The organism is Paenirhodobacter enshiensis (assembly GCF_000740785.1).
Taxonomy (GTDB): Bacteria; Pseudomonadota; Alphaproteobacteria; order Rhodobacterales; family Rhodobacteraceae; genus Rhodobacter; species Rhodobacter enshiensis.
In genome coordinates, this window is the sequence record NZ_JFZB01000027.1 from 35428 (window position 1) to 56311 (window position 20884).

15 protein-coding genes are annotated in these 20884 nt (G+C 67.6%); 4 read left to right on the forward strand and 11 right to left on the reverse strand.

Annotation, left to right across the window (positions count from 1 at the left end; genetic code table 11):
- Positions 1–26: 26 nt before the first annotated feature.
- Genes CG50_RS12170 through CG50_RS12180 form a run of 3 tightly spaced genes read right to left on the reverse strand, consistent with a single transcriptional unit; the run spans position 27 to position 4639 of the window.
- Positions 27–2354, reverse strand: a complete 2328-nt coding sequence (locus CG50_RS12170) for a sulfatase-like hydrolase/transferase (protein WP_036638771.1) — start codon at positions 2352–2354, stop codon at positions 27–29.
- 3 nt (positions 2355–2357) lie between these two features.
- Positions 2358–3146, reverse strand: coding sequence for a hypothetical protein (locus tag CG50_RS12175; protein WP_036638774.1), 789 nt, complete (start codon positions 3144–3146; stop codon positions 2358–2360).
- Positions 3143–4639, reverse strand: a complete 1497-nt coding sequence (locus CG50_RS12180) for a hypothetical protein (protein WP_051909968.1) — start codon at positions 4637–4639, stop codon at positions 3143–3145. The genes CG50_RS12175 and CG50_RS12180 overlap by 4 nt, the downstream gene beginning before the upstream one ends.
- A gap of 195 nt (positions 4640–4834) precedes the next feature.
- On the opposite strand from CG50_RS12180, the gene CG50_RS17090 reads away from it, so the two are divergent.
- A complete protein-coding gene (locus CG50_RS17090) occupies positions 4835–5779 on the forward strand; it encodes a hypothetical protein (protein WP_051909970.1) in 945 nt (314 codons plus the stop codon).
- Positions 5776–6753: a glycosyltransferase family 8 protein gene (locus CG50_RS12190; protein ID WP_036638776.1), complete on the forward strand. Its 978-nt coding sequence runs from the start codon at positions 5776–5778 to the stop codon at positions 6751–6753. The genes CG50_RS17090 and CG50_RS12190 overlap by 4 nt, the downstream gene beginning before the upstream one ends.
- 50 nt (positions 6754–6803) lie before the next feature.
- Here CG50_RS12190 and CG50_RS12195 read toward each other — a convergent pair whose 3' ends face one another.
- The 4 genes from CG50_RS12195 to CG50_RS16285 form a co-directional block, all read right to left on the reverse strand.
- A complete protein-coding gene (locus tag CG50_RS12195) occupies positions 6804–8648 on the reverse strand; it encodes a glycosyltransferase family 2 protein (RefSeq protein ID WP_051909972.1) in 1845 nt (614 codons plus the stop codon).
- 11 nt (positions 8649–8659) lie between these two features.
- A complete protein-coding gene (locus CG50_RS12200) occupies positions 8660–9481 on the reverse strand; it encodes a glycosyltransferase family 32 protein (RefSeq protein WP_036638779.1) in 822 nt (273 codons plus the stop codon).
- Between the two features lie 103 nt (positions 9482–9584).
- Positions 9585–9734 carry a hypothetical protein gene (locus CG50_RS17095; protein WP_161785406.1) on the reverse strand — a complete coding sequence of 50 codons (150 nt, stop codon included), beginning with the start codon at positions 9732–9734 and terminating at the stop codon, positions 9585–9587.
- Positions 9735–10039: 305 nt separating this feature from the next.
- A complete protein-coding gene (locus CG50_RS16285; protein WP_051909973.1) occupies positions 10040–11533 on the reverse strand; it encodes a glycosyltransferase family 32 protein in 1494 nt (497 codons plus the stop codon).
- A 202-nt stretch (positions 11534–11735) separates the two neighbouring features.
- Between CG50_RS16285 and CG50_RS12210 the strand changes: the two genes are divergently transcribed.
- A complete protein-coding gene (locus CG50_RS12210) occupies positions 11736–12842 on the forward strand; it encodes a glycosyltransferase family 2 protein (protein WP_051909974.1) in 1107 nt (368 codons plus the stop codon).
- A 214-nt stretch (positions 12843–13056) separates the two neighbouring features.
- Entirely contained in the window at positions 13057–14679 is a 1623-nt protein-coding gene (locus CG50_RS12215) for a hypothetical protein (protein WP_152559509.1), read from the forward strand.
- 61 nt (positions 14680–14740) lie between these two features.
- Here the strand turns inward: CG50_RS12215 and CG50_RS12220 are convergent, their stop codons facing one another.
- The 4 genes from CG50_RS12220 to CG50_RS12235 form a co-directional block, all read right to left on the reverse strand.
- Complete coding sequence (locus CG50_RS12220; RefSeq protein WP_036638828.1) at positions 14741–15784, reverse strand: tyrosine-type recombinase/integrase; 1044 nt, start codon at positions 15782–15784, stop codon at positions 14741–14743.
- Between the two features lie 189 nt (positions 15785–15973).
- The gene (locus tag CG50_RS12225; protein ID WP_051909975.1) at positions 15974–18583 is read right to left on the reverse strand and encodes a Hint domain-containing protein; all 2610 of its coding nucleotides are present in this window, start codon (positions 18581–18583) and stop codon (positions 15974–15976) included.
- 234 nt (positions 18584–18817) lie between these two features.
- The gene (locus tag CG50_RS12230; RefSeq protein ID WP_036638782.1) at positions 18818–20065 is read right to left on the reverse strand and encodes a glycosyltransferase; all 1248 of its coding nucleotides are present in this window, start codon (positions 20063–20065) and stop codon (positions 18818–18820) included.
- A 26-nt stretch (positions 20066–20091) separates the two neighbouring features.
- Complete coding sequence (locus CG50_RS12235; RefSeq protein ID WP_245615714.1) at positions 20092–20871, reverse strand: hypothetical protein; 780 nt, start codon at positions 20869–20871, stop codon at positions 20092–20094.
- Positions 20872–20884: the final 13 nt, after the last annotated feature.

Sequence of the window (20884 nt, forward strand, 5' to 3'; positions counted from 1 at the left end):
CCCCGGGGAACGGGCAGAGTGGTCCGTCAGGTCTTTCGGGCCGGGGTGTCGGGCGATTGTCCCGGCAAGACCAGCTGCGCGCCGATGTCGGCGCGCAGGGGCACGCCGGTGATCTCGACGACCGAAAGCCCGAGGCTCAGCCGCACCCTCCCCGTATCGTCGCGCCCGATGTCCGGCGCGGCGGGCCAGTCCGACAGATCGTATTCCTGGCCGCTCTGCCAGGCGTCGATCCGGGTCACGCCGCCATAGGCGATATGAAACCGCACGTCCCCGCTGCCCGGCGCGATCTCGTTGACCCCGGTGCCGACGAAAACCTCGTCGTCGCCACTGCCCAGAACGACGGTGTTGCGCCCCGGTCCGGTATGGATGCGCGACGCCCCGTCGCCGTCAAAGATCCGGTCATTGCCGTGGCCGCCGAAAATCAGGTTGTGGCCGCGCCGGCCGTGGATCTCGTCATCGCCGGTGCCGCCGTCGAGGGTGTCGTTGCCCGGCCCCCCCGACAGGTAATCGTTGCCGGCCCCGCCGCGGAAATGATGCCGGCTCGAGGGCAGGGCGGCGAGGGCGATCAGCCGGTCGTTGCCGGCCCCGCCGTCGAAATTGGCCCCGCCGTATTTCGGCCCCAGCATGATGTCATCGCCATCCGATCCCGTCACCTCGACCTCGACCCGCTCCGAGGTCTCGAAATGGATCGGGCTGTCGGGATGGGCGACGATGCGGATGCGCTTGCTCTCGGGGCCGCCGGCTTCCTTGCGCGCGACCACGGTGGCGATGCGGATGCGCTCGACATAGGGGGGGCAGTGCAGAACGTAATCGTCGGGGCCGGCCATGAACCACAGCGTGTCGGTGCCGCCATCACGCTCTTCGCGGATCTTCTCGGCATCGGCGCCATAGGCCCAGTAATCGTTGTCGCCCCGCCCGCCGGCCAGGATCACGCTGCCGTCGACCGCCATCATCGCGTTGACCCCGTCGGCCGGGTTCTCGTGGCCGCGCAGATCAAGACCGAGCCGCAGGCTGCCCTCGATCAGCTCGTCGCGCAGCCGGCCGATCGGGGCGGTGGCGATCAGATTGGTGGTCTCGCCCGGGTCGGCCTCGATGTCGTAGACATGTTCCTCGCCGTTCGGATAGCGGAAATAGCGCAGGTTGCGGTAGCCCTCGGCCGAGGGGCGCACAGAGAGCGTGCCGAACACCGAGGTGACCGGCGACAGGCTGTCGTCATAGCGGCCGAAGGCCGGGTCGATCAGCGGCAGCAGGCTTTGCCCCGAGGTCCAGTCGGGCCTCGGCGGCAGTCCGGCAAGCTGCATCACCGTCTTGGGCACATTGTGCAGCGAGACCGGCATCGCCACCTCGGCCGGTTCCATCCCCGCGTGCCAGATCGCCAGCGGCACATGCGCGGCGCTGTCCCACTGGCTCATCTTGTGGAAACTGTCGTGATTGCCGAGGTTGAAGCCGTTGTCGGACAGGAAGATCACCGTCGTCGTTTCCGCGATCGGCGAGGCTTCGAGCGCCCTCAGGAACCGGCCGATCTCGTGGTCGACATGGCTGATCGCAGCGAAATAGGCGCGCACCACCTGCCGCCAGGCCTCGTCGCCGGATTTCTCCGGGGTCCAGCGGCCATTGGCGATATAGGCGGCCTCGTAGACGGCGAAACCGGGCTGTGGGCCGAAGTAATCCTCGGGCGAGGCGATCGTGGGCCAGCGGATCGCGGCCGGATCATACATCTGGTAGAACCGGTCCGGGCAGTCGAGGTTGTAATGCGGGTGCTTGAAGCCGAGCTGGATCAGGTTGCGCCTGTCGGTGGGCACCCGGTCGAGGAAGCGGATCGCGTTCTCGGCCACCCAGTAATCATAGAAGCAGTCGTCCTGCTCGCCCCGGTCGTGGGGATAGTTGATGCCGCGGATGCCGGGGCCGCGGTCCAGGTAGTCGTGCACCCCGCCGCGATAGGGGCGGGTGATGGCGGCGGGGTTTTCGTGAAACAGCATCCGGCGGTAGGGGTCGGGCATCGGGCGGTAATTCGCGTCGACCTTGCCGGTGGTGAAGGTGTGAAAGCCGGCGCGCCGCAGATCGTAGGGCCAGGCCTTTTCCGGGGGGAGAAGGTCGCTCCAGAACCGGTTGAGATCGACGAGGCCGCTGCGGAACGGCGACAGCCCGGTCGCCAGTTCGGCGCGGCACGGCGCGCACAGCGGTACCGTGGCATAGGCATTGGTGAAACGGGTCGCGCGCGCCATGAACCGGTCGAGGTTCGGCGTCTGGATGCGGATGCCGAAGGTCTCGCGCCAGGTGTAGACGTCGATCATGTCGTCGACCCAGATCATGCAGATATGGCCGTCGCGGATCGTCTCTGGGGTGAAGCTCATGGCTCAGCAGTCCCACAGCATGTAACGGCGCAGCGCCAGATCCATCGCGGTGTCGGCGGGCTGCATCGGGCGCAGCAGCCGCAGACCCGGCCACAGGAACACGTCGCCGATCGCGGACTGGCCAAGTGTCTTGGCCAGTCCGCCGCGCTGGCTGCGCGCGCCGATGAACAGCGCCGGGCTGTGGCCAAGGTCGGGCGGCGTGCCGGTGGCCGCGGCCACCGGGCCGTCGCCTTGCCGAAACAGCACCGTGTCGCCATCGAGGGTCAGCGTCAGCAGTTGCGGCCCGTCCGGGCGCGGCGCCGCCGGCACGCTGAGCGCGACCGCCCCGCCGGTGTCCTTCAGCGTGAAGCTGTCGCCATCGTCCGAGAGAAACAGATAGGTGCCCGAGCGCGCCGCGCCGTCGGAATTGATCGACAGCAGGGTGCGGGCGGGCTCTTGCGGGGTGAAGCGCACCACCACCGCGGCCGAGATTACGGCATGGCGGCCGTCTGCGGCTGCGGGCAGCGTGGGGACGACCAGACCGCAATGCAGCCCCGGGCGACATTCGAGCGCGCAGCGCCGGCCCGCGACCCAGTCGACGGTGCGGCCGTTGCCGTCGTTCGGCTGGGTGGGCACCGCGGTATAGCGTCCGTCGTGGCTGCGCCATTGGCTCACCACCGTGCCGTCATGGCTGAACGCCTCGGGGGTGCCGTGCAACCACAGTGCCCCGGCACGGGAGATCGCGGTCGCAAGGTCGCTCTCGGCCCCGTCCAGCAGCGCCCCGGGCGGCAGGGCCTCGTCAAGCGCGATCATGCCTCTTCACCTCCGGTTTCGGAGCCGGCGTCGCCCGCCCGGTCTTCAGAGGACGCCGTTTCCGGGACCTGCGTCCCCCCGGCGCGCACCGGCAGCCACGCCGGCATCGCCCACCGGTGCAGCCGCTCGCCCGCGGCGCTGTCAAGCTGCCAGTCGTCGCGCAACGCAAAGACCGCGTTCGCGTCCGGCTGGCCATAGCCGTAGCTCAGCCGCAGCTCTTCTCCGGCATCGGGGCGCCGGTCGAGGTGCAAAAGCACCGCCTGAGGATCCTTCGGGTCGATCCGGGCCGCGACGATCCGCGGCGCGGTGGCCGCGCCCACCAGCGCAAAGCCGATAGGGCGCGCGAACCCGGTTCCGGACCCGGGAACCAGCGTCAGCGGCCCGAGCGCGCGTGCCGTGACGCGCAGCACCGGCTCCGCGCCCGGCTCGATCTCGGCCAGATGCAGGATCGGACAGCGCCAGCCACGTTCAAGCGGCGGGTCATGGCGCGTGGTGGCGGCTTCGGCGGCGATGGCGGCGGCGCTCATCTCGGCCATGCGACGCCGGCTGGTGGCGGTCGGACGGTCGTAATCGTCGAAGTCGAACATGTAATCGGGCGCCGATCCGACGAACCGGTGCGTGCCGTGGTTCCACATCAGTTCCCACTGGCCTTCGATCACCGCAGGGGGAGCCTGGCCGGGGCGGCCGGCGTCGAAACGGGCGACGAAGACCGGCGCATCGAAGCCGATCGCGGCAAGCCCGGTCTCGATGCGCTCCATCAGATCCAGCATGGCATCGCGATAGCCAAGGGCATCGTGGCGCAGATCCTCCAGCGCGAAATCGAGCACCACCGCATAGAGCCGCGCCGATTTCCCGAGCCGCGAGGCGGCGCGCCTGATGTTGCCGGCCGCGATCAGCAGGTTGTCGAGGGCCGCCCCTCTGGCCAGGGCCGCCGCATCGGCCGAGCTGTCGGTCTCGGCGCGGATGACGAACAGCGGCAGCGGGGCATGTTTGGCCATCTGCCAGTCGAGGAAAGTCTCGGCGATCAGCGCCTCGTGGGTCATCTCGCGCAGCGGATCGAGCAGGTCGGTCACCGGGGCGGTCTCGGTGCCCGCGACACCGACCGCGCCGATGTCGTCCCCGGGGGCGAGGATGTGATACGGATAGCCGGCCGGTTCCGTCGTCGCCAGCGCCGCGCGCGGTCCGCCGATCGCCAGGATGCCCAGAACCCGCCCGGGGGCATCGGCGATCACGGTGCCGTTGGCGCGCTCCATGCGGAAGTCTCGCTGGCCCTGGCGACCGGGCAGGCGGGCGGTGAAGCGCAGCGCCCCGGCCTCGGTGCGCACGTTCCAGGCGTCGATCTTTTCCAGCCGGGCGAGGACCTCTTCTTCGTCGATCGGCTCCGGCTCGGGGGCGGCGGCGGCGCCCCCGGGGGTCCCGAGGCGCATGGCGATATCGGCGATGACCCGATCCGACAGGCGCAGCACCAGCCCGGTGGAATCGTAGCGGATCACGTCGCCGTTTCGGGCCCGGACCAGAACGCCATGTCCGGGCTGCGGTTCCGAAGGGGTCTCGGGGGAAGTCCGGGGCGGGGCTTGTCGGTTCTCGTCGGTAGACACTGCGGATCCAGCCTTGTTAACATGCCCCGGGTCTGCAACACCCGAAGACCATTGCGCCTTTTGTAGCGGATCGGAACAGCAGGAGCTACCGTGGTTTCAACCGACGATGCCCGTCATGCCGCCAGGGCCATTGCGCTTTCCGGGCCGGCGGATCCGGCGCTGCCCCCGCTCATGTCTCCGCAGGCCGCCAGACCCGATGCGCCGTTCCGCGCGCTGGCCGATCATGCCGCGCTGTGGTTCGAGCCGGGCCGGGACGTGCTGATCGTGACGCTCGACAATCTTTCGACCATCGACACCCCTTATCCGCGTCCGCCCTGGCTGCGTGACCGGATTCTTGCGATGGGATATTCGGTGCTTGGCGTGCAGAGCATGGCCAAGGACTGGTATCGTAACCCCGATGCCGAAGACCTGCTGCGCCGGCTGGTGTCGACGGGGTTCTTCCGGCGGTTTCACCGGGTGCTGTTCGTCGGGGCGTCGATGGGGGGAATGGGGGCGCTGGTTCTGGCGCGGCTGGTGCCGGGGGCCATGGTTCTGGCACTGTCGCCACAATCGACGATGGCCCCCGATCTGGTGCCGTTCGAGCATCGCTTCCAGTGGGCGGCGCGGCGCACCGACTGGGACGGTCCGGGGCTGCGCGACGCGGCCGGGGCAATCCCCGATCTCGGCCGGGTCGTGGTAATTTACGATGCCCGGGTGATCGAGGACCGGCTGCACGCGGCACGTCTCGACGGGCCGAATGTGGTCCGCGTCCGCATCGACCACTGCACCCACGAAGCGATCCGGGTGGTGATGAAATGCGGTGCGCTGGCCCCGCTGATCGCAGATGTGCTGGCGCAGGGGCGCCCGGGACCGGCGTTCTGGCGCGCGATGCGCGCCCGGCGGGGCGTGCGCAAATGGGCGCGGGCCTTCATGGAAACAGTCGTCGCCGAAGGCCATCCGGCACGTATCCGCGCGGTCGCGCAGGTGCTGCTGAAGCAAGACGATTATCTCTTTGCGCACAAGGCGCTGGCGCAGCTGGAGACGCCCGCGACATGAGCCGGCGCATCGCGGTCGTCGCGTCCTCGGATGCCAACTGGGCCTGGCAGAGCCTGTTCGTGCTGACCCGCTCGATCGCCTTCGATACCGGGCAGGAGATCGACCATCACCTTTATCTCTCGGGTAGTCCCGATCCGCGCATTCTGGCGGCGATCCCCGGGGAGATCCGCTGCCATCGCATCGCGGCGCTGCCGGACTATTTTGCGCAGGGCGCACAGGCACATGTCCCGGCTGCAGCGATGCTGCGTCTGCTCGCGCTCGAAGAGCTGGCACCGGCCTATGAGCGGGTGATCTACATCGATGGCGATGTCTTTCAGTCCTGGGGATCTCTGGCCGATCTGGCCCGGGTCAGGCTGAATGGCGCGGTTCTGGGAGCTGTGCGCGATGCGATGTTCTGGACCGGGGCTTCGCGGCCGTTCTTCGAACGCTACGCCAATGCACTTTCGTCCGGGATCGGGCAGCGGTACTTCAATTCCGGTGTGCTCGTGGCCGACGGGGCAGCCTATGCGCGGGCGCAGATCTCGCGTCGTGGCTGCGATTTCCTGCGCGACACGCCGCAACGGTGCCGTTTCGGCGATCAGTCGGCACTCAATGCCGTCGTCGCCGGATCCTGGGCGGAGCTGTCTGCAGGCTGGAACTGGCAGCTGTCCGATCTGGTCTACGGGCTGACCGACGGGCGTCGGCCGCGGCTGATCCATTTCACCGGCCCGCTCAAGCCCTGGCGCGACGGGCTGCGCCTGTTGCCGCCTGCCGCCTTCGAGGCGATGCGGGTTTTTCTCGGGACGCGGGGCTGGCTCGATCTGCTGGGCGAGTCCTCGCCCCTCGGGTTCGATCCGCGCCGCGACGAACGGATGCGCACCCGCCGGCTGGAACCGTTTCTGCGTGACACTTTCGCACGGCGCGAGACGGTGAAGGCCTATCTCGACCGCGAGGATTTCGCCGATCTGCAAAGTGGCATCAGCGGCTGGGGCTGAGGCGGAGGGCCGGACCGAAGTCGGAGCAGTCCGGACATGCAGTCTGCCGCTCAGGCGGTTTCCGGGGGTCCGCTTTTCGAACGGTCATACTGCAGCGATCCCGCCTCGGCGCGCTCTTCGGCTTCGATGAATCCCCTGTCGCGCAGCACCGGTCCGAACGCACGGCGCAGATCGTCGCGCGCGGCCTCGGTTTCGAAAGGCACGATCACCCGCGCGATCCGTCCCGGGTCCTGTGCCGCGAGCTCGTCCGGGGTTATTCCGGACCGCGCCGAGATCCGCAGCGCATCGGGCTGGAAATCCTTCAGATAAGCGCTCAGCCCCCCGGCTTCGCCCTCGCCGTCCCCGGCAAAGCGCAGCGGCCCGTCGACGAAGCGCAGCCGAGGCGCGCCCGCCTCTCCGGCCCGGGCGCGGATCAGCGCCACCGCAGCGGCCATGCCGGGCTGGCTGTCCTGCGCCATCACCGTCAGCCCGGGCAACGTGCGCACCGCCTTCATCGCCGCGAGCGCGATGCCCGCGCCCAGATCCAGAACCCGCCGGCAGCCGGTCAGATAGCCTTCGATGTTGCGGGCGTGGCGGCGGTCGAACTTGCCGGCCAGAACCGCCATCACCGCTTCGGGGCTGAAGAGGCGCGGATCGGCGGGCAGGTCGATCTCCTGGTTCGGCACCCACTCCGGCGTGGCGGGTGCCGACAGGTCTATCCGCCCGGGCACGTAAAGCGGCGCCCCCGCGGCGGTCCAGCCCGGGGCCGGCTCCGCCCCTTTCGGCAGGGCGGCGCGTTCGGCGGCGCGCTTGTCGTTCGAGGTCTTCTCGACCTTGCTCATCAGCGCGGCGATCCGGGCCGGGTCGCGCGCCTGGGGCGGTTTCGCCTCGACCTCGGTGATCGGCACCTTGCCGGCGGCGATCAGGCTGTCGCGCAAGGTGGCATAGGCTTCGGTGGTCTTGTATTCGGCCAGCCGCGCCTCGATCCGGGCAAGCGCCGCTTCGTGCAGCTGCGCCAGAACCGGGTCTTTCAGCAGCTCGGCCATGATTTCGGCGCGCCGGGCGGAATGGCGCAGGATATGGGTATCGGGAACCTCGTTGCGGTCCTGCAACGCCCAGTAATCGGCGTTGTACTTGTCTTTCTTGTTGTTCACGTTGCCGCGGAACTTGCGGATCGCATAGGCGTCGACCGACTTGATCGCGTAATGGTTCATCTGCGCCCAGTCATAGCCGAGCGTGCGCCGGATCGAGCGCCAGCCGCGGAACTTGAAGTAATCCTCCATCGGCTGGCCGGAGCCGTTCAGCCATTTCACCGTGTCGGGAAAGCCGTCTTCCAGATGCTTCGCCTTGATCGAGGGGCGATGGATGCCGAGCTTCCAATACTCCGGATCGAAGCGGAACAGCGTCTTGACGCCCCAGCCCTTGTTCCACAAGGGCGGCGCGGCACGGGTGTATTGTTCGGTCACCGGGGCGCGCGACCACTCGATCACCCCGTTCGAGCCGAAGATCCGCCAGGTGACGACGATCCCGGTCGCGCCCTGTGCCACGGCATCATCGAGCATCCCGTCGAGCGTGCCCGAGGGGTGGTTGATGCACAGGAACTCGTCGGCATCGAACACCATCACCCAGTCGGCGGCGCGCACCAGCGGCTCTTCCTGGGCGTATTTCAGCGCCGAGGGCTGGGGCTTGATCCCCTCGGGGATGTCGTTCGGCCGGTGATGGCCGAGGCCGAGCTCCTCAAGGCGTTGCAGCATCTCGACGGTGCCGTCGGTGCAGTCATTGGTGTAGACGAGGATGTCGGTGAACCCCATCGCCAGATGATGGGCGAACCATTCGAGCAGATAGGGTGCTTCGTCCTTCATCATCGACACGGCCATGACCGTGCCATGCGGGCTGACATGCGGGGCGAGAGCCATGGTGCGCGGGTTTACTCCTCGAGCGCCGCAGCCGGCTCGATGCCGACCTCGTCGCACATCCGCGCGACATAGGAATTCGCCAGCGGCGGGTTCTTGCGCCACCAGGGCTTGGTGCCGTTGGTGTAAAGATGCACCGAGACCGTCTGATCGGTGAACCAGCCCTCGACCCGGCCATGCGGGTCGTAGAAGATGTCATTGAGCTGGAACGGCACCGGATAGAGCACGTCGGGGCTCATCGCGCGTTCGATGTCTCCGGTCTGCTGGGCGAACCAGGTGAAGGCCTGCGGGCCGAAGGCGGTGCGCTCGGTCTTGTAGATCATCTCGGCATGAGACAGCGCGCCGCCCTTTTCCTTCAGCTTGTCCATCTGCTTGCGCTGGCGCTTGTTCCACCAGGCCGGATAGTCGGGCAGGTTGTCGTAATAGTCGATCAGCTGATCCATCAGCGCGCATTCGCGTGGCAGCCCCACGACACCGCAGTTCAGCGCGCCGCGCATCCCGTGGCCGGCGAAGATCCACTCCCACTCGTCGGGGAAGGGCTTGTGGCAGAAGGCATCGCAATCGACCCAGATCGCCCCGGTCTTGCGGATCATCTTGTAGCGGAACACGTTCGACAGGAACGAGGCCGAGGTGCCCTCGACCAGTTTCATGTCGATGTCCATGATCTCGGTCGCGGGGCGGATCTCGACGCCTTCGGGGGCGTTGCGGACGTCATCGGTGCAATACAGCGTGACCGGATGGCCGTGCAGCAGATGCGACTTCAGGCAAAGCTGGTTCAGATAATGCAGTTTCTCGCCAATCCAGAGCGAGGCGACGGGGCGGCGGGTTTCTGCCATCGGAAAATCCTGAACCGTAAAAGACCGAGAGTATGTGGACCCTAATCGGTTCCCGGTCCCCATGCCAGTGCTGTTGCGGGGCGCCCGGGCGACCCCTCTCGCGTCACAGAGGCGGTCTTTCGATGATGAGACCCTCTTTCAGGCCCTGGCGCAGCATTGCGTCACCGATGCCGTAAAGGCGCTCAAACAGATCGCGCGCGCCCTCGCGCCCGGAGCGGTGCAACGTGTCATGCACCAGCTGCGCCATGGCCATGCGCTTGTCACCCGCGCGCGGAACGAGAACCCGGCGCTCGACCCGGTCGCAGTTCTTCTTCAGTCAGTCGTCAAAGGACAGGGCGTCGAAATGGCGCAGATGAACGCCCGGCAGGTGCATTTGTCGCAGCCTGGGCCCCCGTCCGCTGTAGACATGAAGGGGCAGGCCGATGTCCTGCTCTTTCACGATCTGCGTGCGAACGGAGGATTTCCCGAGCCGATGGGCCCAGAATGGCTCTCTCTCGGTTGGGTTGTGAACAAACGGTCGTGGGGGGCGACAGGCCTTCGGGCGGGGCGATCGGCGGATCAGGGGCGCGGCATGGTGACGGCCAGGCTGCCACGGCCGGGGCCGAAGCTGTCCGAAACGATCGGCTGGCAGACGAGGCCTTGCAACAGCAGGCGGGTCAGGAAATCCTGCGCTCCCGCCGCCTCGGGCTCGGCGGAGATCACCAGCGCATCGTCACTCAGCATCGGACGCAGCGCTGCATAGCTGCGCAGAGCCCGGATGTCAGGTTCGGCGAACAGCACCAGGTCGAACCGGTCATCGCCGGGGGCTGTCACGCCGATCTCGGCAAGAGCCTCCGCCTCATCGGCCATGACCGCCCGGACCCGGTCCGGGAAGCGCTGCATCAGCCAGTCGGCGGCCGGGGGCAGATAGGTGTCGCGCCGGGGTGGGTCGGGGTCTTTCTCGACACGCCAGCGGCCGGCGTCGATCGCGGTGATCCGCAGCTCTGGTGCAAGATGCAGTGCGCTCAGCGCCAGATGCCCGGTGTCGAAGCCGATCAGCAGCGCGTTGCGCGCCGTCGCCATCCAGCCGAGCAGTGTGCGCCGCACCGTATCGGAGCGGCTGCGCAATCTTCCGCTTGTGATGCTGTCGTTCTGCATGTGGCGGAAGAAGAACGCCCCGTGCGGTCGCATCGGAAAGCCGGCGTCGGTCATCGCCGCGTTGATCGCATGGCCGAGCGCTTCGAAATCATGGCGCAGCTCGGGCCCGGCCAGCAGGGCCGGCACGCGTGCGGTGGCCTCGGTGGCGGCCTGCTGGCGCTTTGTCACCGCAGCCGCCGGCGCATGGACGGTGCCTGCCGTCCGGGTGAGGCTGCGGTGGATCGTTCCAAGACGCTCGGCCAGTCGTTCGCCGCTCAGCTGTTCCCCGGCGGTCGCCTCGCGGTTGTAGGCCCAGGTCGAGGTGCCCCATTTCTGCTCGGCATAGATGGTATCGGGGCCGTCGTACCAGACATCGGGGGCGCTTTTCTGCCACGGGATGAAGTAATGCGTCGGCCAGATGTGCAGCGCCTCGGGGCCGGGGGCCAGCTCGCGGATCATGCGCATCAGGAAACGGTTGCCGGTCGAGACCTCGGGCTTTCGCAGCTCCCACGGCTCGAGCGTGGCCAGCCGGTCGATCACCGCGCCGACGAACGGATCGCCGGGCGCACAGGCGAGGATCGGACAGACGCCGCGGAACGGATCGGTCTCGGGCCGGTCATAGACGGTGAAGGCGCTGGCGCCGTGCAGCAGCTCGTCCACCGGATGCAGGCAGATCGCATCGGCATCGGCCATGAAGCCGCCGAAGGCATGAAGCAACTCGTAACGCATCATGTCCTGCGCCCCGGCCCAGGCTCCGCGCGCGACATATTCGTTGATCAGCTTGCGCAGGCGGAACGGATAGCCGGTCAGCGTCTCGTTGCCGAAGACGGTATAGGACCAGTCGGGGTGTTTCTCGGGCCAGCTCTGCATCCAGACCGTGGGGGCCGGTTTCGGCCCGATCCAGATATGGCCGAGGCGCCTGGGAATGGAGGTCATGAACACAGATACCGGAAAGCCGCAGGGAACAGGGCAACCTAGCCATGGATCGCACCGGAGCGAAAGACCGCCCCGGAGGTTTTCTGCGCCGGGTTGCCGGAAAAAGCTGTCGCGGCGCGTCCTGCCTGCGTGCTAAGCGTCTGGAACGGCAGGCCGGCATCGCCGGGGCCGTGTGCTGAAACCTCCTGCGGAAGGGGCCGCCATGACGGTTGTCCTGTCGATGACATCGGTGCGCAACGAGGCGCCCTATCTGATCGAATGGCTGGCCTGGCACCGGATGATCGGGGTGAACCGGTTTCTGATCTGCTCGAACGATTGCGAGGATGGCACCGATGCCATGCTCGATCTGCTTGAACGGGCAGGGGTGGTGACGCATCTGCCCCAGCCCGCGCGCGACGGGGCGCAGGGCCCGCCGCGCGGCGTGCAGTGGCAGGCGCTGCGCCGGATGTGGCGCCACCCGGCACGCAAGGAAGCGGACTGGGTGCTGATCTCGGACCTGGACGAGTTTCCGGTGATCCATGTCGGGGCGGGCCGGCTGGAGGATCTGTTCGCCCATCTGCCCGGGGCGGAACTGCCCTGGCCCGAGGCGCGCGATCAGGAGGGCGGCACCGATGCCGTGGCGCTGCCGTGGCGGCTGTTCGGCAATGCCGGGATCTCCGGCTTCGCCGACCGGCCGGTGACGGCGCAGTTCCTGCGCTCGGCCCCGGCGCGGATGCTGCATCCGGTGGCGGCGACCTTCTTCAAGACGGTGTTCCGGCCGGCGGCGTTCCAGGGGCCGGGGGTGCACCGCCCGGCGCAGCGCGCCGGGGCGCGGCCGGTGTCCTGGCGCGATGGCAGCGGTCGCGCGATGCCGCCGCTCTATGCTGAAAACCCGGGGCGGCTGTCGCTGATCGGGCTCGATGACTGCCGCGCGCTGGCCGAGATCCATCACTATTCGCTGCGCTCGGCCGAGGCGTTTCTCGTCAAGACGTTGCGCGGGTTGCCCAACCGGGCGGACAAGCCCGTCGATCTGTCCTATTGGGTCGAGCGCAATTACAATACCGAACCGAACCTCGCCGCGCTGCCTCGCCAGAAGGCGCTGGCCGATGAGATCGCGCAGCTGCTGACGATCCCCGGACTTGCCGATCTGCACCGAACGGGATGCGAGTGGCACCGTGCGGCGGCGCGGCGAATGCTGCACAGCCGCGCGGGCTACGAGCTTTATGCCGCATTGCGCCATTGTTCCGACAGCACGGTTCTGCCGCAGCCCGAGGCGCTGCGGCTGCTGCGACTGTTTTCGGAAATCGAACCCGATCCGGCAGTTCCGTGATCGCATCGGGAATCGCCAGCATGATCTGCGTGGCGACAATCATGCTTTGTCAGCCTGAACAGCGCGTTGCGATGCCCGGGCAATTCCTTGCGCGGGAGATCGCCTTCCGTGCATACTGATCCCGGTGCCTTTCATGTGGCCGCGCCTTTCGGGAACTGGGGCCAGCTGCTAATCTGCCACATAGCGGGATCTGCGGTTCAGGGACCAGTGTCCAATGACAAGAGTTATCTTTCAGGCCGGTCCGGAACTGTTGACGCCGGAAATTCTGACTGCAGCGGTCAGTGCTAACCTGAGGCGTTTGCGCACGCGTGGGATCTTCGTCGCGAACATGGCGTTCAAGCAGATCCTCGACGTCCGCGGACAGTACATGTCGGTTCTTGCCGGAGGGGGTTCCTCCGGTGAGCTGGCCGGTATCGCCGGGCGTCTGGCTGAGGTGAACCGCGAAATGCGTGCCGCGGCGACGGCTGCCGGCTGCGATACGATCGTGATGCTTCAGGACGAAGGGCTTTGTCCCTCCGGGAGCAGAATGGACGGGCTTTGTCCGTTCGTGGGGAGAGCGCTGCCGGCACTTCTGGCGGGGTTCGAGGCGGACGAAATCATTCTTGTGCTGCATCGCGCTCCATCCGGGGTCACCGGGCCGGAGGGCGCGGATCTGGCCGAGGACAGGCAGATCGAACTGTGTCGCCGGATGCAGAAGGGTCTGACGCATGGCCAGTTTGTCGTCAGGCCGGGAGTCGGGGTGGTCGGGTCCGGACCGCTGGTCGACACCTTTTTGCGCGATCTCGGGATCAACCCGTCCGAGATGCGTCTTCCGGTTCTGCCCGGCGCCATGCCGTGCCGCCCGGGGACGGATCGGCCTGAGGCCTTTTCGATTCTGCGGCCGGATCGGGCACTCACGATCTTCTTCATGATCGAGCCCGGGCCCCTCGAACTTCAGGCGCATCTTCTGGTTTCGTCGCTGCGGCTGAATTGTCTCGATCCGGCCCGGCTGGTTGGCTACTGCCGTTCGGGGCTGCTTGACGGGTTACACCCCGAGACCCTTGCCTTCATGGATCGTTGTGAGGTCGAGATCCGTCCGATCGTCAATGATTTCGCCGATGGCTATCCGGCCGGGAACAAGCTGGTCGCTGCGGCGGCCGTCGCGGACGGCGGTGGAGACTGGGGGCTGTTTCTCGATACTGACACGTTGTTGATGCGGCCGTCTCATTTTCTCGATGAGACAGTGGCGGGGCGCGTGTCGCTGTGTCTCGATACGGTCAATGGCTGGTCCGCCGATCCGCGGGCCTGGGAACTGTTGTTCGGCACGGCGGGAACGGCAGTGCCGGCGCCGGTGCGGCTGTTGTCGGGGCAGGTGTCGATCCCGATCTACAATGCCGGAATGGTGTTGTTTCCGCTGGCCGGCGGAGAAGACGGGCGCGGTTTCGGGCGGTATTGGCACGATCTGTCGCGCCGTCTGGATGCGATACCCGATTTGCCGAAGACGCGGCCCTGGCTCGATACCATCGCGCTTGCAGCCGCGGCGTTGTCCTGGGGCGGAATGCGGCTGCTGTCGCCGGACTGGAACTGCACGACCCGGATGGCTGGCCCTCAGACCCGGTTGCTGCATTATCACGGCCTGCGCCAGCTGGCTGAATTCGGCTGGGTCGCGGCCGTTGACGCCCTGCTTGCGGCGTCGGTGAGCCCGCATGACAGCCTCGAGCAGGCGGTGCGCTATCATCAGCAGGAGATGGGCCGCGATGGAGATCTGTGGCGGCGGGCCATGCTCTATGGCACGACCCGTCCGTCTCTCGGAGCCAAGCCGGGGGCATGTACGACAATGACGGATTTGCCCGGATAGACGGGGGGCGCGGGACGTGGCCGATGCCGTCGGGGTGATGGTGCACCTGCCCTCTTCTCGCTCAGTCCAGCAGATCGGTGGCGGGGTTGGTCTCGATCTCGACATCGGCATAGTAGCGCCCCGCCTGGGTGACCGAGCGGTGCAGGCTGAGCCGCATCGCCGCCTGCAACGGCGCCCCGTCGAGCGCGGCCTGCGTCAGGAAGCCAGAGCGCAGCCCGTGCGGCGTCGCGTAATCCTCGGGCAGGCCCGCGCATTTCAGCCGGTAGCGCAGGATCAGCCGCATCGCATCGGGGCCGAGCGGGCGCACGAGCGCGCGGTCGGCGCGGCTGACCGGGCGAAACAGCGCCCCGTCGGCGATGGCGGCGCGGTCGATCCAGGCGACGAGCGCACGCGCCGCGCGCCCCTTCAGCGGCAGGCGCGGCGCCTCGCCCTTCGCGGTGGTCTTGGTCTCCAGCAGCCGGATCCAGATCAGCCCGCGGTCGTCGAATTCCTCGAGGTCGATGTCCTCGCGCCTCAGCCCGGTGATCTCGCTGCGCCGCCGGCCGCCGCTCGCGAAACCGAGCATCAGCATCGCCCGGTCGCGGATGCCGCGCAGGCTGCCGTCGCAGGTCTCGATCAGCGCGTTCAACAGATCGCGGGTCACCGGGCGGGGCGATTTCGGCTGCGGCAGGTGGTTGGCGGCGCGCCGCGCCTTGGCGCGCGCCTGACGGATCAGCGGCGCCTCGAAGGGCGAGGGCAGGTTCTTCATCCGGTGAAACGCCCGCCACGAGGCGATGCGGCGGTCGAGCGTCGCGGGCGAGGGGCAGGCGAGGCTGCGACGCAGCCCGGCCGCGATCAGCTCCATCGCCGCGTCATGGGCGCTGGTGCCGGCGCGATCGGTCAGGTCGATCGAATGGTCGAGCACGAAGCGCAGCGCGACGCGCTCGTCCTCGGGCCAGGCGAGGGGGGCGCCGAACACCGCCGCCTTCCAGGCCGCGATATAGACCAGATCGCGTTCCCAGGCGCGCAGCGTATTCGCCGGCGTGCCGCGCCGGTAGAGATCGGAAAGCGCCTCTTCCTCTTCGGGGGAGAGAGCGGGGAGCGGCAGGGGAACGGGGGGTTTCATGTCCCCGAGGATGCCGCGTTTCGCCCCGCCCGGCAAGGGAGCGGGCGCAGCTTTCGCGGTGGGGAATTTTGCTGTGGGGAACGTCGCTGTGGGGAACAGTGTGGCGGGGCCGTCCGGGCCGCGGGAAAGAACATGGCCGCCCCGACGGGGAGCGGCCATGAGAAGGAAGGTGCGGGCGTGGCGAGAGGCTCAGACCAGCAGCGGCTGATGGTTCTTTCCGACGCGTTTGGCGAAGCTGCGGGCCGGACGGCCGCGGACCAGGGGACGCGCCGCCGGATACCGCTCGGCGGCATCTTCGGCCAGTTCCGGGAACAGCGTCAGGATTTCGGCGCGGGCTTCGGGGGCGACGGATTTCAGCGCCTCGGGGCCGGTGAACAGGCTTTCCGCCGCCGCCCCGTTCGCGAACACGATCTGGTGGGTGTCGCACAGGAAGTGGCAATAGGTCACCTCGGCGATGTCCGCGGCGATCTCGATGCCCTTCACGCCCGTCAGATGCTTGGCCGCGATCAGCACTTCGCGGGTGCCGAACATCCGTTCGGCGATCTTCGAGCGCACCAGCACCCGGTGCTGAGGCGAGACGATCAGCTCCCGTTCGGGCAATCCGGCGCCGAGCGCGCCCGGCCGGATGCGGATCGGGCGCAGCTGCGGCATCGCGTCGAGCTCTGCGGCAGAGATCTTGCGCGCCCCGCTCCAGCGCAGGGGCTGGAACCCGGCGTCGAGGGTGCGCACCCGGTCGCCCGGGCGCAGCCGCTCGACCGCAACGGGGCCGGCCTCGGTCTCGATCAGCGTGCCGGCGCCGAAGCAGATGACCCGCTCGATGCCGTAGAAATGGGTCGTCGAGATCACATTTCCGGCGTTGTCGGAATAGGTGACATAGCCGTCTTCGTGATCCGTGCTGGTGTAGGTGACCTTGTAGCGCACCGAGGTGTCGACGGCGAGCACGTCGATATCCGAATTGTCGGCATCCTCGCCGCCATAGATCGTGTCGTTGGCGGTGCTGCCGGCATAGATCAGATCGGAGTTGTTGCCGCCGTAGATGACGTTGTTGCCGGCGGTGTCGGTGAAGATGTCGTTGCCGTCGTCGCCGTTCAGCGTGTCGTCGCCGGCCCCGCCATAGAGCAGATCGACGCCCGCGCCGCCGGAAAGCAGGTCGTTTCCGTCCCCGCCGAACAGCTGGTCGTTTCCGGCATCGCCGTAAAGCTGGTCGTTGCCGGCGTCGCCGTTCAGCGTGTCGTCGCCCGCGCCGCCATAGAGCGCATCGGCTCCGTCATTGCCGCCGAGAACGTCGTTGCCGTTGCCGCCGAACAGCCCGTCGGCGTCGTTTCCGCCCTGCAGGCTGTCAGCGTTGTCGCCGCCATAGAGGATATCGGCGTTGTCGCCGCCATAGAGCGTGTCGTTGCCGGCATCGCCGCTCAGGACATCGTTGCCGGCCCCGCCATAGAGGATGTCGTCGCCGTCGTTGCCGCCGAGCGTGTCGGCACCGTTGTCGCCGTAAAGCGCATCGGCCCCGTTTCCGCCCTGCAGGCTGTCGTCGTTCTCGCCGCCATAGAGCAGATCGGTGTTGTCGCCGCCATAGAGCGTATCGTTGCCGGCATCGCCGATGAGCACGTCGTTTCCGGCATCGCCATAGAGCACGTCGGCCCCGTCGTTGCCGCCCAGGACGTCATTGCCGTTGCCGCCGTAAAGCGTATCGGCGTCGTTGCCGCCCTGCAGGCTGTCGTCGTTCTCGCCGCCATAGAGCGTGTCGGTGCCGATCCCGCCATAAAGCGTATCGTTGCCGGCGTCGCCGTCGAGCAGATCGCTTCCGGCATCGCCATAGAGCACGTCGGCCCCGTCGTTGCCGCCCAGGATGTCGTTGCCGTTGCCGCCATAGAGCGTATCGGTGTCGTTGCCGCCCTGCAGCAGGTCGTCGTTCTCGCCGCCATAGAGCGTGTCGGTGCCGAGCCCGCCGAACAGCTGGTCGTTGCCGGCATCGCCGTTCAGGATATCGTTGCCGTCATCGCCATAAAGCGCATCGGCCCCGTCGTTGCCGCCCAGGACGTCATTGCCATTGCCGCCGTAAAGCGTATCGGCGTCGTTGCCGCCCTGCAGGCTGTCGTCGTTCTCGCCGCCATAGAGCGTGTCGGTGCCGATCCCGCCATAGAGCGCATCGGTGCCGTTGCCGCCATAGAGCAGGTCGCTGCCGTCATCGCCATAAAGCGAGTCGTTGCCGTCATCTCCCGACAGCGTGTCGCTGTCGGCCCCGCCGTAGAGGATGTCGTTCCCCCCCAGCCCCGACATCGAATCGTTGCCGGCGTTGCCATAGAAGATGTTGGTATAATCGTCGTTGCCGCCGGTGTTGCTGCTGCCGTCGAAACCGGTGATCGTGTCGCTGTAGGCCGAACCATAGACCCCGTCGATGCCGGTATAGGTATCGCCCGCGGCATCGCCGCCAGAGCCGACATTCGTCGTCAGGTTGACGTTCACCGCGGCGGTCGAGCTGCTGTAGTCGACGTAATCCATGCCGGTGCCGCCGTTGATGACGTCGGCGCCCGCCCCGCCCGCGATCGTGTCGTTGCCGGCATCGCCATAGAGCGTGTCGGCGCCGGCCCCGCCATACAGCATGTCGTTGCCGTCGTTGCCGCCGAGCAGGTCGTTGCCGTTGTCGCCGTAAAGCGAGTCCTCGCCCGTGCCGCCGTAAAGCGTATCGTCGCCATTGGCCCCGGTGAGAGAATCGTTGCCGGCATTGCCGGAGTATCGATCGGCACTGTTGGTGCCGGTGATGGTATCGTTCCCTGGGGTTCCGTTATTCGTCGCCATCCCGTTCACTCGCCAAACCGGATCGCCCGGTCCGGTCTGCACCCGGCGGTGGGATCCATCGTTACATTTGGGCGTGCTGCCTGCGCAACGCGCCGTTCCTCGATACCCGTTTCATGAAAAGCGTACCGGACAACGGTCTGCAACCCGGTCCCGCCCGGGCCACCGATGCAGGGAACGGACTGTCCATAGGAAGGCTTTCATCATTATTCAAGGACATGATTCTCTCCCGATTCGTCAATCGGGAAAGCGTTCAGGCGCAGGGGCGCGGGCCGTTTCGCGCCCGATAATCTCGAGAAGCCGCGGCAGGCAGACCCGGTTCAGATCGTAGCGCGCCACCATGTCGGCGCGTGCCTGCGCCCGGCAGGGCTGAAACCGCTGCGGATCGGCAAGCGCCGCGCTCAGCGCCGCGGCCAGGCCCGCGATGTCGAAGAAATTGACCAGCCGGCCGTTCTCGCCGTCGCGGATCACCTCGCGCAGCGGCGCCGTATCCGAGCCCACGACCATCGCCCCCGCCGCCATCGCCTCGAGCAGCGACCAGCTCAGCACGAAAGGATAGCTCAGGTAGCAATGCACCCGGCTGACCTGCAACAGCGCCGTCAGCGCCGGGCGCGCGATCCGGCCGGTGAAATGCACCCGCGACAGGTCGATCCGGTCGCGCACCTCGTCGAGGAAGATCCGCTTCCAGCTTCCCGAAGGCGGCGGCGGGCCATAGCTTTGCCCCTCGGCGCCGACGATCACCACCCGGGCGCGGGGGCGCGCGGCCAGCACCGCGGGGAGCGCGCGCATGAAGCTGTGATAGCCGCGATAGGGTTCGAGCGAGCGGCTGACGAAGGTCAGCACCTCCTCGCCCGCGTGCAGCGTCACATCGCTTCCGGGCAGGGCGAAGCTGGCCCCGGGGTCGGGGCGGATCGCGTCGGTGTCGATACCGTCGTGGCACACGGAGATCTTGTCGCGCAGCCCGGCCGGGAAGGTCGAGGCCTGGAACGCCGTCGGGCTGATCGCGGCATCGGCCTGCACCAGGGTCTGGAGCAGATGCGCGCCGCGCGCGGTGGCGGAGATCCGGCGGGTGAACGCGTCGCGCTGAAATTCCGGGTCGAAATCGACATCGCTGCCGGTGCTGCGATACATCAGCTCGGCATAGACCAGCAACCGCGCTTCGGGCCAGACTTCCTTCAGATACAGGGTCTCGCCCCAGCCGGGATGGCCGACGATCAGATCGGGACGATAGCCGTCGCGATCGCGCAGCACGCGCGCCGCGCGCGCCGCGCGCAGTCCGCGTTCGGACACCTCGGCATAAAGCCGGGTCAGCGGCGGATCGACGCTGACCGGCGCGGGGGCGCGGTAGAACACCACCGGCACCGGCGAGGGGCGGCGGTTGCCTTCGGCGGTCAGCGCCAGCACCCGGTGCCCGCGCCCGGCCAGCGCGCGGGCGAGATGCGGAAACTGGCCCGGGAAGTTCTGATGCACGAACAGGATGTTCATCGGGGGGCGCGTCACGGTTTCCGGGCTCAGCGCCGGGGAACCAGAAGATTTTCGGGGCGGGCGGCCTCGGCGGCGCGGAACAGGCTGAAGGTCTGGTTCACCAGCCCCGACACGCCGGTCATCATCTTCAGCCAGGTCTCGATCTCGGGGGTGCGCTCGACCGCGACGAGCTGGATCGCACGGTCGGGGCCGTCGGCTTCGAACTGGCAATAGAACAGCGGATCGCCGCGCTTCACGATCAGGTCCTTGCCGGTGTCGTGCCACTCGAAGGCCCACATCAGCGGCCGCACCCAGGCATGGATCGGGAAGCGCCCGCCGAAGATCGTGCCGGGCAGCGGATCCTTGCGGTAGTGGGCGAAGGAATCGAGCTGGGTGATGTAGCAGGTTTCCTCGCACACGAAGCAATAGGGCAGGCTGAGCTGCACCGTGGGCCGGTCGGGGTAGCGCCATTCGCGCTCGTTCACCAGATGCAGGATCTGGCCGAGCTTGTTCGAGCGCACCGCGCTCGCCGCTCCGTCGCGGTTCACCAGCACCGCCTGGCCCTTGGCGTCGCGCTCGAAACCGATGTGCAGATCGTAGGGGCTGCGGATCATGAAATACCGGCTCTCGAGCTGGATCACCCCCGGGCAGCGCGCCGCCGATTTCGCATGGCTGCGGTTGGTGTCGCGAAAGCTGACCCGTTCGGGCGGAAACATGACGATCGAACTCTTGTCGTCGATCAGGAACCAGCCCACGCTGACCGGGCCGGCCTTCGGGCTGCCCTCGGGGCGCTCGATGTGAATGCGGATGTCCATGTCGTTGTCCATGCTGTGCGTCCTG

Excerpts from the sequence above, each read along its gene's own strand:
- CG50_RS12170 (WP_036638771.1), bottom strand. The coding sequence starts at position 2,354 with ATGAGCTTCACCCCAGAGACGATCCGCGACGGCCATATCTGCATGATC.
- CG50_RS12175 (WP_036638774.1), bottom strand. The coding sequence starts at position 3,146 with ATGATCGCGCTTGACGAGGCCCTGCCGCCCGGGGCGCTGCTGGACGGG.
- CG50_RS12190 (WP_036638776.1), top strand. The coding sequence starts at position 5,776 with ATGAGCCGGCGCATCGCGGTCGTCGCGTCCTCGGATGCCAACTGGGCC.
- CG50_RS12195 (WP_051909972.1), bottom strand. The coding sequence starts at position 8,648 with ATGGCTCTCGCCCCGCATGTCAGCCCGCATGGCACGGTCATGGCCGTG.
- CG50_RS12200 (WP_036638779.1), bottom strand. The coding sequence starts at position 9,481 with ATGGCAGAAACCCGCCGCCCCGTCGCCTCGCTCTGGATTGGCGAGAAA.
- CG50_RS17095 (WP_161785406.1), bottom strand. The coding sequence starts at position 9,734 with ATGGCCATGGCGCAGCTGGTGCATGACACGTTGCACCGCTCCGGGCGC.
- CG50_RS16285 (WP_051909973.1), bottom strand. The coding sequence starts at position 11,533 with ATGACCTCCATTCCCAGGCGCCTCGGCCATATCTGGATCGGGCCGAAA.
- CG50_RS12210 (WP_051909974.1), top strand. The coding sequence starts at position 11,736 with ATGACGGTTGTCCTGTCGATGACATCGGTGCGCAACGAGGCGCCCTAT.
- CG50_RS12215 (WP_152559509.1), top strand. The coding sequence starts at position 13,057 with ATGACAAGAGTTATCTTTCAGGCCGGTCCGGAACTGTTGACGCCGGAA.
- CG50_RS12220 (WP_036638828.1), bottom strand. The coding sequence starts at position 15,784 with ATGAAACCCCCCGTTCCCCTGCCGCTCCCCGCTCTCTCCCCCGAAGAG.
- CG50_RS12225 (WP_051909975.1), bottom strand. The coding sequence starts at position 18,583 with ATGGCGACGAATAACGGAACCCCAGGGAACGATACCATCACCGGCACC.
- CG50_RS12230 (WP_036638782.1), bottom strand. The coding sequence starts at position 20,065 with ATGAACATCCTGTTCGTGCATCAGAACTTCCCGGGCCAGTTTCCGCAT.
- CG50_RS12235 (WP_245615714.1), bottom strand. The coding sequence starts at position 20,871 with ATGGACAACGACATGGACATCCGCATTCACATCGAGCGCCCCGAGGGC.